Origin of the sequence: Peribacillus aracenensis, from assembly GCF_025175645.1 — a bacterium.
GTDB classification, from domain to species: domain Bacteria; phylum Bacillota; class Bacilli; order Bacillales; family DSM-1321; genus Peribacillus; species Peribacillus aracenensis.
This window is the reverse complement of the sequence record NZ_JANZMJ010000007.1, coordinates 179,008-193,726: the sequence shown is the minus strand read 5'-3', so window position 1 is coordinate 193,726 and position 14,719 is coordinate 179,008. Positions and strand designations below refer to the sequence as shown.

Below are 14,719 nucleotides of genomic sequence, written 5' to 3'. Positions count from 1 at the left end.
TTTACAAACGTTCGACAGCATGAAGCATTTCAAACAAGAACTAGAAGATTATATTTATTATTACAATCACCAACGAATTAAGGTGAAATTAAAAGGCATGAGCCCGGTTGATTACCGGGTTCATGCCTTCAAGGTTGCCTAACTAAATAAAGTGTCTAACTTTTTGGGTTCACTTCATGGTCGGATGCTTTTTTTTTCGCTCAGATTGTGCTCATACCTTCATTTCCGCTTCCAAATGAAGTAGATATTGTTTCATCTCCGTACCTCCACGGTAACCGGTAATGTTCCCGTTTTTTCCGATAACCCGATGACAGGGCACCGTGATCAGAACAGGATTGGCACCAATGGCCGTACCGACCGCCCGAACAGCTGCAGGTCTTTGGATGATTTGGGCAATATCGGAATAGGAACAGGTTTTTCCGTAAGGTATTTGATTCAGCGCTGCCCAAATTTCTTGTTGAAAGGGCGTGCCTTTTACATCTGTCGGAAGTGAGAAGGTCTGCCTGGTCCCTCCGAAATATTCTTGGAGTTCTTTTAGATAGGGTGTTAATGCTTTTTCATTTTCAATAAGTCTCGCATTTGGAAAGCGTTTTTGTAGCCAAGACTTCAGTTCTTCATATGTTTGACCAGGAGAGCCTACATAGCAAAGCCCTTTTTCCGTTTTGGCCACATATAACTGCCATCTATCATAATGCAATATCGCCCAATCGATGGTTTGTTCCTTATCATTCTTCATTTTCTTCACGCTCCAAAACTTGAGTTTTGAGATAAGCTTTCCGATAGCCTGAAGGGGTAATCCCCATTTTCCTTTTGAATAGCGTCATGAAATAGGGTGTACTAGAGAACCCGACAGCCAGGCCTACTTCAGTTATTGGCTGTTCGGACTTTTCCAGCAGCCACGTTGCTTTTTCAAGGCGTAGCCGTTGAATGTATTCAGTGGGCGAGATTCCCTTCACACGCTTGAATGATCGTTGTAAATGATAGGGGCTCCCGTGGGAAATATCCGCCAATTTGTTCAATGTGAGGGGTTCACTGTAATGGGTGTCGATCCATTCGGCTATTTGTTCAACCCATTCTTCTATCGGCAAATTCAATCCTTCCGGCTTACATCGTTTACAAGGCCGGAAATCTTCTTCCAAAGCCATCATGGCATTTTTGAAAATCTTCACGTTTTCCCGATTCGGCACCCTGGATTTACAGGAGGGCCTGCAAAAGATGCCCGTCGTAATTACTCCGTATAAAAAATGATCATCATATGCTGCATCACAATCTATAATAGCTTTCCAATATTCATTCGGGAAACCTGCCTTTTTTGGATTCAACACATTCACCTCTGCTTTTAGTATACAAGAAAGGGTTGATATACAAACATATTGATAATATAAAAGCAAGATAACGTAATGTTAAAATAAGGGGGTTAAATGAAAGCGCAAGATAACGAATCCATTTTTCATTAGTATAAAGAGAATGGGACAAAGGAGGACATATCAATGGATGAAGGCATGACCGAATTGAGGATTCATGCACCAAAGGAGTTTAGCTTTTCGGAAAATCTTACATACTTATCAAGATCGGCCAATGAATGTCTGTTCGACATTGTTGATCAAAAAATTTATCGAGCACTTGTTATCGAGAACGAGACACTCTTAGTGGAAATCAGTGCGATGGATGAAACAGAGCTGACCGTTCGGTTTCCAGGACGAACTGCACCGATGGATAATCAGGTAAAGGATGCTGTTTCCCAATACGTTCGCCATTGGTTCGATCTTGAGACAAACCTGCTGCCTTTTTATGAGATGGCCCAAAATGACCCTTTATTGCACAAGCCGGTAAGCCAATTCTTCGGTTTGAGAAATATGGGCATCCCGGATTTATTCGAAGCGATTGCTTGGGGAATACTTGGACAGCAGATTAACTTGACCTATGCCTATACCTTGAAACGGAGGCTTGTGGAGGGATTTGGTGATTTTGTTGAATTCGAAGGAAGGCAATATTGGCTATTTCCAAAGCCTGATGTGATCGCGAAATTGACGGTCGAAGATTTTGCCGATTTGAGGATGACGGTGAAGAAGTGCGAATATTTAATAGGCGTTGCTCAACTGATTGCAAAAGGGGAACTTACTAAAGAAAAGCTGTTGAATGCAAAGGATGTAAAAGAGGCCGAAAAAGTGCTGACCAAAATACGGGGAATCGGTCCGTGGACAGCGAACTATGTCTTGATGCGCTGTTTGCGTTTTCCAGCAGCCTTTCCCATCGATGACGTCGGGCTGCATAATTCCATGAAACTGGTCATGGAAACGGAAGCAAAACCAACGAAAGCGGAAATCCTGAAACTATCGGAAGCGTGGGCCGATTGGGAATCCTATGCGACCTTCTATTTATGGAGATTGCTATATTGACTTCGTGTATATTTCAAATTCGGAGATAAAACAGTAGAATGCGTCGATATATCGTCAAATTCGGAGATAAAACAGTAGATTACGTCGATATATCGCCAAATTCGGAGATAAAACTATAGAATGCGTCGATATATCGCCAAATTCGGAGATAAAACAGTAGATTGCGTCGATATATCGCCAAATTCGGAGATAAAACAGTAGATTGCGTCGATATATTTCTAATTCGGAGATAAAACTATAGAATGCGTCGATATATCGCCAAATTCGGAGATAAAACTATAGATTACGTCGATATATCTCCAAATTCGGAGATAAAACTATAGAATGCGTCGATATATCTCTAAATTCGGAGATAAAACTATAGAATGCGTCGATATATCGCCAAATTCGGAGATAAAACAGTAGAATGCGTCGATATATCCCTGAATTCGGAGATAAAACAGTAGATTACGTCGATATATCTCCAAATTCGGAGTTAAAACTATAGAATGCGTAGATATATCTCTAAATTCGGAGATAAAACAGTAGATTACGTCGATATATCGCCAAATTCGGAGATAAAACTATAGAATTCGTGGATATATCTCCAAATTCGGAGATAAAACTATAGAATTCGTGGATATATGTCTAAATTCGGAGATAAAACAGTAGATTACGTCGATATATCTCTAAATTCGGAGATAAAACTATAGAATACGTCGATATATCTATAAATTCGGAAATAAAACTATAGAATGCGTCGATATATCTCCAAATCCGGAGATAAAACAGTAGATTACGTCGATATATCCCTGAATTCGGAGATAAAACAGTAGATTACGTCGATATATCTCTAAATCCGGAGATAAAACTATAGAATGCGTCGATATATCTCTAAATCCGGAGATAAAACTATAGAATGCGTCGATATATCTCCAAATTCGGAGTTAAAACTATAGAATACGTCGATATATCTCTAAATCCGGAGATAAAACTATAGAATGCGTCGATATATCTCTAAATTCGGAGATAAACTGCATATCCAGCCCAAACATCTTTAGTCCATATAACATACATTATTCCATTCCATCATATAGAGGTGAATGACCATGTATATGTACCCGACGTATCATTATGAAGATCAAGTTTTTCTTGAACGGCAGTTTCCCGGTCTTTCCGGCTTTCCAGGCATCCCTGGATCACCAGGCTTTCCAGGGCAGCCAGGCTTTCCAGGCCAACCCGGTTTTCCCGGTGCGCCTCAATTTCCAGGGCCACCGTCGGGTTCGCAAGCACCAACAGCTCCCCCGCCAGCGTTTATCCCTCAACAGCAATCGGCTTCAACATTTGCCGTAGATCCAGGTGCCATTTCGTTTTGTCTGTTTAGGAATACTTTTATATGGCTAAATAATGGTGCGAGTTTCTGGTATTATCCCGTTTTTGTCGGTCCGCGATCTGTTGCAGGCTTCAGGTGGAATGGCAGGTTCTGGACGATTTTTGGCATTGATACAAGACAAATCAATTCTTTTACCTGTTTTTGAAAATGCTCAAAGGAGATGTTTCCTTTGAGCATTTTAGGTTTCAGGCTGTTTTGCTTTCTTCCAGTAAGAAAAGATATGGTAGCAAGAAAGAAGCGGCGCTATCCAAAGAAAGACATCATTAAAGGAAATGCCTATCGTTGATTGTCCTCCTAAAGCGGTCAACACTCCAACTAGGGAAAGGAGATACAGGGTGTAAAACAACTGCTCCTTGATCTTCGCATCATGATCGGCGTGACCATCTTTCTTAAATAGGACACTGAGAATAAACCGATCATAACCCCAAGAAGTACCTCGGATGAAACGATATGAGATAGTAAACGGACTGGAAAAAAATCATTAATAAGCAAAAGGGTGATGATGAGCATTAAGTCATTTGAAACATTTTGAATGTGGTGAAATAAACGGCCAACAATGTTCAATATTTAATAGAAATGGTAAAATCATTATGCTTCTATAAAATTAGTGAATGAAAATGAAAATAGAGGATGCTGCTGAATATGAGGAAAGTATCGCTAGAAACCAAGATTCTTGGGTTAGTCTTATCGTTGAGCCTGTTTTTGATCCTCTTATTGACGACTTCTTTTTCCTATATGGAAGGAAGGCAAATAGCGAAGGATAAAGGTCAATTGGCTTTGGAACTTTCAAAGACGATTAGTTTCATGCCTACGGTTACAGAGGCCTTTGAAACGGATGATCCCGCAGGCACAATCCAGCCGATTGTCGAAAAGATCCGCAGGGAAACGGGAGCTGAGTTCATCGTTGTCGGGAATAAAGAGGGCATTCGCTATTCCCATCCGCTGGCTTCCGAAATTGGGAAGCGGATGGAAGGCGGGGATAATGCCAGAGCCATTCAGGAAGGCGAATATTATGTCTCCGAAGCGGCAGGGTCGCTCGGTCTTTCCATTCGGGGGAAGTCACCGGTATTCGATGCGAATGGAAAAATAATTGGAATCGTCTCCGTCGGTTTTTTAGTGGACGATGTCCGCGCCCAAATATTCAAGGATTTGTCCAAAGAGATGATTGTATCTTTAGTGGCCATCATGATATCGATCATTGGCAGTTATATGCTGGCAAGGAGCATACGTAAAGATACATTGGGGCTGGAACCATTTGAGATCGCCAATTTATATAAAGAAAAAAATGCAGTGCTTCAATCAGTGAAAGAAGGGATTCTGGCCATTGACCAAAATGGGTTGATAACTTCGATGAATCAGCCGGCAAAAAAATTGCTCGATATTAAAGAGTCCGTTCGCCATTTGAATGTGGATGGCCTATTCCCTTCGAAATATTTATTCGAAGTGCTGAAGTCCGGTGAACCGCAGGTGGATAAGGAGATTTCATGGAAAGACAAATCCGTTATCGTCAATTGTACACCAATCTTCGATAGTGAAGGGGTAAGCGGTGTTGTCGCTTCGTTCCGTGATCGAACGGAAATTGAGGAAATGGTCAACACATTATCGGAAGTGAAGATGCATTCAGAGGATTTGAGGGCACAGACCCATGAGTTCACCAATAAACTATACGTCCTTTCAGGTTTGATACAATTAGGCGAATATGATGAAGCGATAGATATGATTCAAAGCGAAACATCCGAATTGCATTCCTTGAACCGTGTCGTGTTCGAACAGATCAAGGATACAAAGGTACAAGCCCTTTTACTTGGAAAGATAGGGAAGGCATCGGAGAAGAAGATCATCTTTGAAATAGATGCCCAAAGTTACCTAGAGAAACTGCCGGATCATATAAAATTGTCACAACTAACATTGATTCTGGGCAACATTATCGATAATGCACTTGAAGCGGTTTCAAGCATGGAAGAGCCGCTCGTGAAATTTTTCGCCACAGATATCGGAAATGATATGGTATTTGAAGTGAGTGATAACGGAAAAGGAATACCTGAGGATGCCGTCGCCCATATTTTCGATCGGGGTTTCACTTCGAAAAACAACGGAAGTCCAAGCGGGTATGGACTTGCGAATGCTGATCATGTCGTCAAAGAGCTGGGCGGCATCATCGAAGTTCACAGCGAGGATGGAAACACCATATTCACCGTGTATCTTCCTAAAGAACAGTGAGGAGGGAAAGAATGCTGAAGATAAGAGCAGTCATCGCGGAAGATGATTTTCGTGTAGCGGATATCCATGAAAAATTCTTAAAAAACTTTGATGAAATAGAAGTGGTCGGAAAAGCTGTCAACGCAAAAAAAACGCTGCGGATCTTGGAGCAAAAAAGCCCGGATCTGCTTTTGCTTGATGTTTATATGCCGGATCAACTTGGTACAGACCTTCTTCCGGACATACGGAAAAAGTTCCCGAATGTGGATATCATCATGATTACCGCGGCAACGGATAAAGACCAACTAGAAAAGGCGCTTCACTATGGTGTTGAGAATTATTTAATTAAACCAGTGGAAATGAAGCGTTTCAACCAAGTTATCGAAGAGTATCTGAAGAAGGTCCATCTGATGAAGTCCAAACAAGAGATAGATCAGGATTTTGTTGATCTCATTTTGAATAAGGGATCTGCGGTTTCGGAAACGAGCGATGGGCCGGTCTTACCGAAAGGGGTCGACGAAATCACTTTGGCGAAAGTCATCGAGGTACTCAAAGCAAGCGATATCGGTTTGTCGGCTGAGCAAGTGAGCGGACAGATCGGCGCTTCCAGGACAACCGCGAGACGCTATCTGGAATATTTGATATCCGTAAAGAAATGTAAAGCGGAAGTCGTATACGGGGTAGTGGGAAGACCTGAGCGAAGATATTATAAAATTTAATAGAATGAAGTGTGAAACACCTTCAAGATTGGAGGTGTTTTTTTTATGCGATTTCAAAAAAAAAACGATGTTTTAATCTGTTATCTTATTCTTAAGAAGGTTCGGAAATGAGATACAGTCCATCATCAGTAAAAGAATGAAACTGTCGGGTTTTATAAAATCAAAAGATGTTGATGGATTTTGTGGTTTATGGATGAGGGTGGATAATGCCCTTCATGATGTTTTGCAATTCGAAAATATGGGGGAACCGGCCCATCGTTAACGATACGGAATGGAACCATTATTATATTGTCTTAGATGTACCCGACAACAGTGCCATCATTTCATTCGGGGTCCTTCTATCAGGGCGCGGAAAGGTATGGATCGATGAACTGGAATTCGAGGAAGTCAGTAAAGATACACCTACGACCAATATAGATTACGGCTGTGACCTTTGGATGGACCGGCAAATCTATCTTTTGAAGAATGAATGCGCAGCAGCATGCCTTTGCAAAAATATTATCAAAGTTTTCTTAATAATTGCAATCATCCGCTTAAGGAACCCGCCATTCAGCCCATGAGTGGCGCCGGTTCAGCCTCGAAAAATCGCTTCCGTGAACACAATGAACACAATTAACAAAATAGTTTTAAAACACAATAAATTGAGAACGCTTACAAATGAAGCGGTTTCATATACAATTTACCTTATTAGAAGATAAGGAGTGATTGATATGCTCGCTTTATTAGGATACTTGATGATAGCAGCGTTTATGATTTTAATTATGACAAGGCGACTTTCTGCCATGATAGCTTTGATTGCAGTGCCAAGTGCCTTTGCACTTATTGGCGGGTTTGGCGGTAAAATGGGTGAGATGGCGCTGGAAGGGATCAAAAGTGTTGCGCCAACGGGAATCATGATTTTATTTGCGATCCTTTTCTTTGGCATTTTGATCGATGCTGGCGTTTTTGATCCGATCATCAATACGATACTTAAGGTTGTAAAAGGAGATCCAGTGAAAATCGCCATCGGCACGGCCGTCCTGGCTTTGCTGATTTCCTTGGATGGAGATGGTACAACCACATATATGATAACGATTTCAGCCATGCTTCCGCTATATAAACGGATTGGCATGAGGCCGCTTGTATTGGCTGGTATTGCCGTTTCGTCATCCGGAGTCATGAACCTTCTTCCTTGGGGAGGCCCTACAGCACGGGTGATGACCGCTTTAAAACTTGAAATGTCCGATGTTTTCACTCCTGTCATCCCAGCGATGATCGGCGGAGTCCTATTCGTCCTTTTCATGGCATATTGCCTGGGTAAAAAAGAAAGAAAAAGAATCGGGATCATAGAAGTAGATTATCATGTTATGGCACAGCAAGCGGCTGCAACGGAAGATGCTTATCTTAAGCGTCCTAAATTGATAATATTCAATTACGCATTGACTCTTACATTGCTGGTGGCGCTGATCATGGAACTTATGCCTTCAGCGGTTCTGTTCATGATAGGTTTCGCGATTGCCATTACGGTCAATTATCCGAAACTCAGTGATCAAAAAGAGCGTGTGGCAAACTATGCAGACAATGCTTTATCTGTCATTTCGATGATTTTTGCAGCAGGTGTCTTCACTGGAATCCTTGCCGGAACGGAAATGGTCGATGCCATGGCAAACTCTTTGATTCAGCATATTCCAGATCAAATGGGCACACATTTTGCTGTCATTACAGCCGTCATCTCAGCACCCTTTACGTTCTTCATGTCTAATGATGCATTTTATTATGGTGTGCTCCCATTGCTTGCTAAAGCGGGAGCTGCTTATGGAATTGACCCTGCCTTGATCGGCAGAGCTTCACTATTAGGGCTGCCCGTCCATCTATTAAGCCCGCTTGTTCCATCTACCTATCTATTGGTTGGAATGGTAGGCGAAGATTTCGGTGCATTGCAGCGTACCTTCCTGAAATGGGCATGCGGATCGACGCTTGTCATGATAGTGGTATGTGTCCTATTGGGAATCATCCCACTATAAAGATTTAAAGAGTCCCGTTCGTCAAGATGCGAACGGGACTCTTTTCTGTCTGCATCAAGCGCTGAATAAATCTAGAAAAAGTGAGATACATTATGTTTGTCTTCTCTTTCGCGACAAAGTTAGCTTTTACTTTTATTGAATGAGGAAGGTACGTACCTTAAAATTAAAGGAAACTATATTAATTATGAAGGGGAGAGAGTAAAATGGCTCACTTTAATATAAAAGTTGCAGTTCAAAAGTTCGGTAACTTTCTAAGTTCAATGGTCATGCCGAATATATCAGCTTTCATTGCATGGGGGCTAATCACTGCCTTATTCATCCCATCTGGTTTCCTGCCAAATGAAAGCCTTGCCAAAATGGTTACGCCGATGGTTACGTTTTTACTGCCGCTTTTAATTGGGTATACAGGTGGTAAGTTAATCCATGACCACCGTGGCGGCGTAGTCGGTGCCATTGCGACAATGGGTGTCATCGTGGGATCTGATATCCCGATGTTCCTTGGCGCCATGATAATGGGACCGTTCGGCGGTTATGTCATCAAGAAATTCGATCAATTGATTGAAGGGAAAATAAAAGCCGGTTTTGAAATGCTTGTTAATAATTTCTCAGCGGGGATAATTGGCGGCTTATTGTCCATTCTATCCTTCTTGGCCATCGGGCCTGCTGTAGACGTATTTACAGGCTGGCTTGTAGCTGGAGTCGATTGGCTTGTCGGTACAGGTTTACTGCCGTTGACAAGTATCCTGATCGAGCCTGCCAAGGTATTGTTCTTGAACAATGCCATCAATCATGGTGTACTATCACCAATCGGTGTAGAGCAAGTTAAACAAACAGGGGCTTCCATCCTGTTCCTTTTGGAATCGAATCCTGGACCGGGTATCGGCGTTTTGCTTGCTTATTGCTTTTTTGGAAAAGGAACGGCGAAGAAATCGGCTCCAGGAGCGGCCATCATTCATTTCTTCGGCGGGATCCATGAAATATATTTCCCTTATATCCTAATGAAGCCGATGTTATTCTTAGCCGTCATTCTTGGAGGCATGAGTGGAGTATTCACATTGGTTCTACTGGGCGGAGGGTTGTTCGCTCCTGCTTCTCCAGGCAGCATACTTGCCATTACAGCAGTAACTCCGCATAATGCAGGTGCATATATTGCTAACTTTGCAGGCGTGATCGTAGCGGCCCTTGTATCATTCATCGTCGGTGCATTCATCCTGAAAACAGGAAAGCAATCTGAAGAGAATATTGAAGATGCAGCGAAAAAAATGCAAGAAATGAAAGGCAAGAAAAGCTCTGTTGCCGATGTATTCGCTTCAGATCCGGGAACGATGCCATCAGGCGTCAGCAAAATAATATTTGCCTGCGATGCTGGGATGGGGTCAAGTGCGATGGGAGCTTCGCTGCTTCGCAAGAAGGTGAAGGAAGCCGGTTTGAATATCACCGTGACCAATACGGCGATCTCGAACATTCCTGCTGATGCACAAATCGTCATAACACAGGAAGAGTTAACTCCAAGGGCACAGAATAAAGTGCCGAATGCTTATCATGTATCGGTAGATAATTTCCTATCGAGCCCTGAATACGATTCATTGCTTGCACGGCTTCAAGACGATGGCACCGATGAGCTGCATGAAATCGTCGAAGATGCTGAAGAGAAGGTTCCCGGTGTTCGTGAACATTCAATTGAGCCTGGCATCAACGATGATGAGCAGGATGATAATGAATTGCTTCGCGAAGAAAACGTCTTCCTTAATCAACAATTCGCCAATAAGGAAGAAGCGATTCGCTTTGCAGGAAGAGCTTTAGTCAATGCAGGTTACGTTAAGGAAAGCTATATTGAAGCAATGATTGCCCGTGATGAATTGACTTCAACCTATATGGGGAATGATGTAGCCATTCCGCACGGAACCGAAGAAGCTAAGAAAGATGTCCTTAAATCCGGATTTACCGTTCTGCAAATTCCTGATGGTGTCGACTTTGACGGCCAAAAGGCGCGATTGATATTCGGCATCGCCGGCAAGGACGGGACACATCTTGAAATTCTATCCGGCATTGCAGTTACCTGCTCCGAGATGGAGAATATCGAAAAGATGGTTAAAGCCACATCAGCCAGGGAATTGATGGATATTATAAATGTCGGAAATAATTAAATACACTTAACCTAGAATAGAAAAGCGTTTGACGCTTTTCTATTCAGTATTTTCTCGTGTTACTCCACCAGAAATGAGTTGGTAGCATGTATATTACTTCAAGGGAAAAATCAATCATAGAATTAATCATAAAAACTTCTGGAAAACATACAGCCTTATCCATTGCGACACAATTGAATGTTAGTGTCCGGACTGTTCAACGTGATCTGAAGTCCATAGAAAAAATCCTGCAATCATTTGAGTTGCATTTAACACGTAATACACATGAGGGACTGACCATCGACGGGAAGAATGAACAAGTCTTTCGGCTTGTACAGCACCTGATGGGCAATCATCCAATCGATCAAACGCCTCAAGAAAGAAAGTTGCATCTCCTTTTAGCTTTACTGCAGGAAGAATCTTATAAAACTCAAGTTCTTGCGGGGGATCTCGGTATAAGCATAACGACTCTTACAACCTATTTGGACGAACTGACTGAATGGTTAAAGAACTTTAATATCGTGATTACGAGAAAAAGGGGAGTCGGAATAGAGCTTGCCGGCACTGAAGAAAATAAACGGAAAGCCCAGGCCGCCTATTTCCTGCACTTTTTTAATGAAGAGCTGATTGAAAGTTTATTTTTGTTGCAAGAAGGGAAATTCCCAGAGGCGAAAATCCTCGACTATTTCGATCCCGAATATCTTCTGGCTATCGACGGGGTGTTGTTTTCCACGTTTAACAGTGTCCATTCCCGTTTGGCGGATAGCGGGTATATAGGGTTAATTGTACATATTTATGTAACCCTGCAAAGGAATGAAAGCCAATTTTTTTTGGAGAAGGACTTCAAGAAAATAAGCGAACTTTCCGATGAGAATAATCTCATGAATAAAATAGGCAAGGAACTAAGCGCCCTGCTGGAAGTCTCTTTTACCATCGATGATATAAGCTACCTGGCTGCCATCCTGAAAGGTTCCAAGCTTCATGCAGCGGATGCCGTTCCATATGACAGTGTGTTGCTTGGCCAACTGATAAGAAGCCTGATAAAAGATGTTTCGGCACAATTGCAAATCGATTTGACCAAGGATTTCCCCTTGTATCAAGGGCTCCTTGCCCATATGGAACCATCGCTTTTCCGGATCAAACAGGAAATGGGATTGTACAACCCCTTAACCGAAGATATTAAAAGAAAGTATCCGGTTCTCTTTTTGGCAGTAAAAACCAGTCTGGAAAAGGGATTCAAAGAAATAAAAGAATTTCCTGAAGATGAAATAGCCTTCATCGTCCTGCATTTCGGATCTGCATTAGTGCTGCGGGAGGAAGAAATATCAATAAGGGCACTCATCGTTTGCCCGACAGGTATCGGCACGTCAAAAATGCTTGCAAGCCGGATCAAAAAAGAAATCATCGAAATCGAGACGGTAGAAATCAAGACGATCAAAGACATCCAGCAGCAGGGCAGCCTGAAAAACTATGATGTGATCATTTCTACCGTCCGGCTTCCGTATATCGATAGTGATTATATTCTTGTATCCCCTCTTTTGAGTGAAGAGAATATATTGAACATCAGGAATTATTTAAGGAAGAATATTGAAAACTTCACGAAGAATAAGCGTTATGGCAGTCATTCAGCCCCTAAGGAAACCCTGGCCAAAAAAGAGGATGGCGAATTGAAAGAAGTGCTGCAGGAATTGAAAGATGCCCAGCAGAGCATCGAGTCGATCATGGATAATTTCCGGTTTTATCGGCTGCCGCATCTGAAAGGACATCCAGAAATCATCGAAGAAATGGTCAGGATGGCTGAAAATGAATCACTGCTAATCGGTGCAGATGATGTGGTCGGATCCTTGAACGAACGGGAAAAAAAAGGTGGTTTAGGCATTCCTGGCACTGGAATGGGCCTTTTCCATACGAGACACAAGAGTGTGAAAAAACTGATATTCCAAGTGGCCCACCTGGAGGAATATCATCTGGTCAAAGGTATGGACGGAAATGACGTCCATATGAAAAATTTACTGCTGATGCTGGCACCTGAGGAATTGAGTGTGAAGCAGCAGGAAATCGTCAGCTTAATAAGCTCAAGCTTAATTGAAAGCAATGAATCCATGATGATATTTTCATCTTCGGACGAGGAAATGATTAACAGAAGGCTGGAAGCCATATTTTTGGACTATTTATATACTAACTTGATAAAGGGATGATTGTAATGAAACAAGCAGTACATTTCGGTGCAGGAAACATTGGAAGAGGATTTATCGGCGCACTCTTTTCACAGTCTGGATATCATGTGACTTTTGTGGACATAGCCGATCAAATCATCGATCAATTAAATGATAAAAAGCAATATCAAGTCAAACTGGCTACTGATCAACAAGAATCCGTAACCGTAGAAAATGTTTCGGGTTTAAACAGCTTAAAGCAGGAAGAGGAAATCATTAAAGCAATTTCCGAAGCAACCTACCTCACCACTGCTATCGGTCCTAATATTTTGCCTCATATCGCTCCTTTAATTGCAAAAGGATTAGCCTCAAGGGTGAAGGAAACCGATGAAAAACTATATGTGATCGCTTGTGAAAACCAAATATCGGCAACAGACCTTTTAGAAGGCTACATTCTAGAAAACTTGGATCGAGATACAAAAGAAAAACTAGCCGGAAAAGTATACTTCTTTAACTCAGCAGTCGATCGCATCGTTCCTATCCAAAATAACGAAGGATCACTCGATGTTTTGGTGGAACCTTATTATGAATGGGTCGTTGAAACGAATGAAAGCATTCCTGCCGTTGAAGGGATGACCATTGTAAAAGAACTCGCCCCGTTCATTGAGAGAAAACTGTTCACCGTTAATACTGGACATGCCGTCATAGCTTACCTCGGTTATCTCAAAAATAAAAAATCGACGATTGACCAATCATTGGAGGACGCAGGCATTGTAGAGCAAGTCAAGAATACCCTAGGGGAAACGGGCGCCTATTTAATAAAGCAATACGGTTTGGATGCAGATGAGCATCAGCAGTATATCGAAAAAATCATTAATCGATTTAAAAACTCCTACCTGAATGACTCGGTGAATAGAGTCGGCCGTTCACCGCTGCGCAAGCTCGGACCAAACGACCGCCTCGTCCGCCCTGCCGTAGAAGCTAAAAAAGCCGGACTTTCCTATACTAATCTGGCGAAAGCGATAGCCGCCGCTTTACTCTTTGATTTTAACGAAGATGAAGAAGCCCTTAAACTGCAAGCGATGATCAAAGAACACGGTATAGCTACCTCACTTAAAGAAGTTAGCGGATTGGACGAAAATAGCGAAATAACCAAAGAAGTTATCAACCACTACAACAACCTGAAATAAAAGCCGAAAAACTCCTGAAAAATTTTTTCAGGAGTTTTTCTTAATCAAAAAGCGGATTATATATCCGCTGAACATTAAAACTCAAAAAAAACCTTGTAAACAGTAATCATTACGTTTTATAATGAAAGGCAGTTTAAAATATAAATCGTAATCATTTTGATTTGTTTGAAAGGAGCTTTTTAATGAGATTAGGTTTTACAAAATGTGGATTGGTGCAGTAAATCAAGAGTTAGCGGCAATTTTGGGTGCTATTGCACGAGATTTAGAGATGTTACTCACGGGTTTAGGGCATTACTCGTGAAATTGGCGCAGTTACTGGAGTGATTACTCGTGAGTTTGGGTCATTTACTCGTGAGTTTGGGTCATTTACTCGTGAGTTTGGAGCAAATACTCGTGAATTTGGCACAAATACTCGTGAATTGGCGTTCAAACACGAGTAGGTTGATTTTACACAAGATTTTGCGGCAATTGCACGAGATTTAGAGGTTACTCACGGGTTTAGAGCATTACTCGTGAGTTTAGAGTAAATACTCGTGAATTGGCGTTCAAACACGA

At 41.9% G+C, this 14,719-nt stretch carries 11 protein-coding genes and 1 pseudogene; 10 read left to right on the top strand and 2 right to left on the bottom strand.

Annotated features, from left to right (window positions below; genetic code table 11):
* Nucleotides 1–142: IS3 family transposase (locus N0M92_RS10180; protein WP_260285602.1), on the top strand; the 142-nt coding region annotated here is incomplete at its 5' end.
* Between the two features lie 69 nt (nt 143–211).
* Here N0M92_RS10180 and N0M92_RS10175 read toward each other — a convergent pair.
* Together N0M92_RS10175 and N0M92_RS10170 are read right to left on the bottom strand one after the other, a co-directional pair.
* The gene (locus N0M92_RS10175; protein WP_260285594.1) at nt 212–736 is read right to left on the bottom strand and encodes a methylated-DNA--[protein]-cysteine S-methyltransferase; all 525 of its coding nucleotides are present in this window, start codon (nt 734–736) and stop codon (nt 212–214) included.
* Nucleotides 726–1,322 (bottom strand): bifunctional transcriptional activator/DNA repair enzyme AdaA, encoded by a 597-nt coding sequence (locus N0M92_RS10170; RefSeq protein WP_260285593.1) that lies wholly within the window; start codon nt 1,320–1,322, stop codon nt 726–728. Before N0M92_RS10170 ends, N0M92_RS10175 begins: the two co-directional genes overlap by 11 nt.
* A gap of 168 nt (nt 1,323–1,490) precedes the next feature.
* Here N0M92_RS10170 and N0M92_RS10165 point away from each other — a divergent pair, with 168 nt between their 5' ends.
* The 9 genes and pseudogenes from N0M92_RS10165 to N0M92_RS10125 all read left to right on the top strand — a co-directional run bounded on the left by N0M92_RS10165 (nt 1,491) and on the right by N0M92_RS10125 (nt 14,164).
* Nucleotides 1,491–2,399, top strand: a complete 909-nt coding sequence (locus N0M92_RS10165) for a DNA-3-methyladenine glycosylase family protein (protein WP_260285592.1) — start codon at nt 1,491–1,493, stop codon at nt 2,397–2,399.
* Between the two features lie 1,088 nt (nt 2,400–3,487).
* On the top strand, nt 3,488–3,916 hold the full coding sequence (locus N0M92_RS10160; protein WP_397443831.1) for a collagen-like triple helix repeat-containing protein: 429 nt from the start codon (nt 3,488–3,490) through the stop codon (nt 3,914–3,916).
* A gap of 497 nt (nt 3,917–4,413) precedes the next feature.
* Nucleotides 4,414–5,991 (top strand): ATP-binding protein, encoded by a 1,578-nt coding sequence (locus N0M92_RS10155; protein ID WP_260285590.1) that lies wholly within the window; start codon nt 4,414–4,416, stop codon nt 5,989–5,991.
* A gap of 11 nt (nt 5,992–6,002) precedes the next feature.
* Entirely contained in the window at nt 6,003–6,689 is a 687-nt protein-coding gene (locus N0M92_RS10150) for a response regulator (protein ID WP_260285589.1), read from the top strand.
* Between the two features lie 124 nt (nt 6,690–6,813).
* Nucleotides 6,814–7,158, top strand: a pseudogene (locus N0M92_RS10145) (AraC family transcriptional regulator); the annotation flags it as partial.
* A 241-nt stretch (nt 7,159–7,399) separates the two neighbouring features.
* A complete protein-coding gene (locus N0M92_RS10140; RefSeq protein WP_260285588.1) occupies nt 7,400–8,692 on the top strand; it encodes a CitMHS family transporter in 1,293 nt (430 codons plus the stop codon).
* A 203-nt stretch (nt 8,693–8,895) separates the two neighbouring features.
* Nucleotides 8,896–10,839 (top strand): PTS mannitol transporter subunit IICBA, encoded by a 1,944-nt coding sequence (locus tag N0M92_RS10135; protein ID WP_260285587.1) that lies wholly within the window; start codon nt 8,896–8,898, stop codon nt 10,837–10,839.
* 86 nt (nt 10,840–10,925) lie between these two features.
* Complete coding sequence (locus tag N0M92_RS10130; protein ID WP_260285586.1) at nt 10,926–13,016, top strand: BglG family transcription antiterminator; 2,091 nt, start codon at nt 10,926–10,928, stop codon at nt 13,014–13,016.
* A gap of 5 nt (nt 13,017–13,021) precedes the next feature.
* A complete protein-coding gene (locus N0M92_RS10125; protein WP_260285585.1) occupies nt 13,022–14,164 on the top strand; it encodes a mannitol-1-phosphate 5-dehydrogenase in 1,143 nt (380 codons plus the stop codon).
* The last annotated feature ends 555 nt before the right edge of the window (nt 14,165–14,719 follow it).

Bases quoted from the DNA above. Each gene is read 5' to 3' on its own strand.
- N0M92_RS10175 (WP_260285594.1), bottom strand. From the start codon at position 736: ATGAAGAATGATAAGGAACAAACCATCGATTGGGCGATATTGCATTAT.
- N0M92_RS10165 (WP_260285592.1), top strand. From the start codon at position 1,491: ATGGATGAAGGCATGACCGAATTGAGGATTCATGCACCAAAGGAGTTT.
- N0M92_RS10160 (WP_397443831.1), top strand. From the start codon at position 3,488: ATGTATATGTACCCGACGTATCATTATGAAGATCAAGTTTTTCTTGAA.
- N0M92_RS10155 (WP_260285590.1), top strand. From the start codon at position 4,414: ATGAGGAAAGTATCGCTAGAAACCAAGATTCTTGGGTTAGTCTTATCG.
- N0M92_RS10150 (WP_260285589.1), top strand. From the start codon at position 6,003: ATGCTGAAGATAAGAGCAGTCATCGCGGAAGATGATTTTCGTGTAGCG.
- N0M92_RS10140 (WP_260285588.1), top strand. From the start codon at position 7,400: ATGCTCGCTTTATTAGGATACTTGATGATAGCAGCGTTTATGATTTTA.
- N0M92_RS10135 (WP_260285587.1), top strand. From the start codon at position 8,896: ATGGCTCACTTTAATATAAAAGTTGCAGTTCAAAAGTTCGGTAACTTT.
- N0M92_RS10130 (WP_260285586.1), top strand. From the start codon at position 10,926: ATGTATATTACTTCAAGGGAAAAATCAATCATAGAATTAATCATAAAA.
- N0M92_RS10125 (WP_260285585.1), top strand. From the start codon at position 13,022: ATGAAACAAGCAGTACATTTCGGTGCAGGAAACATTGGAAGAGGATTT.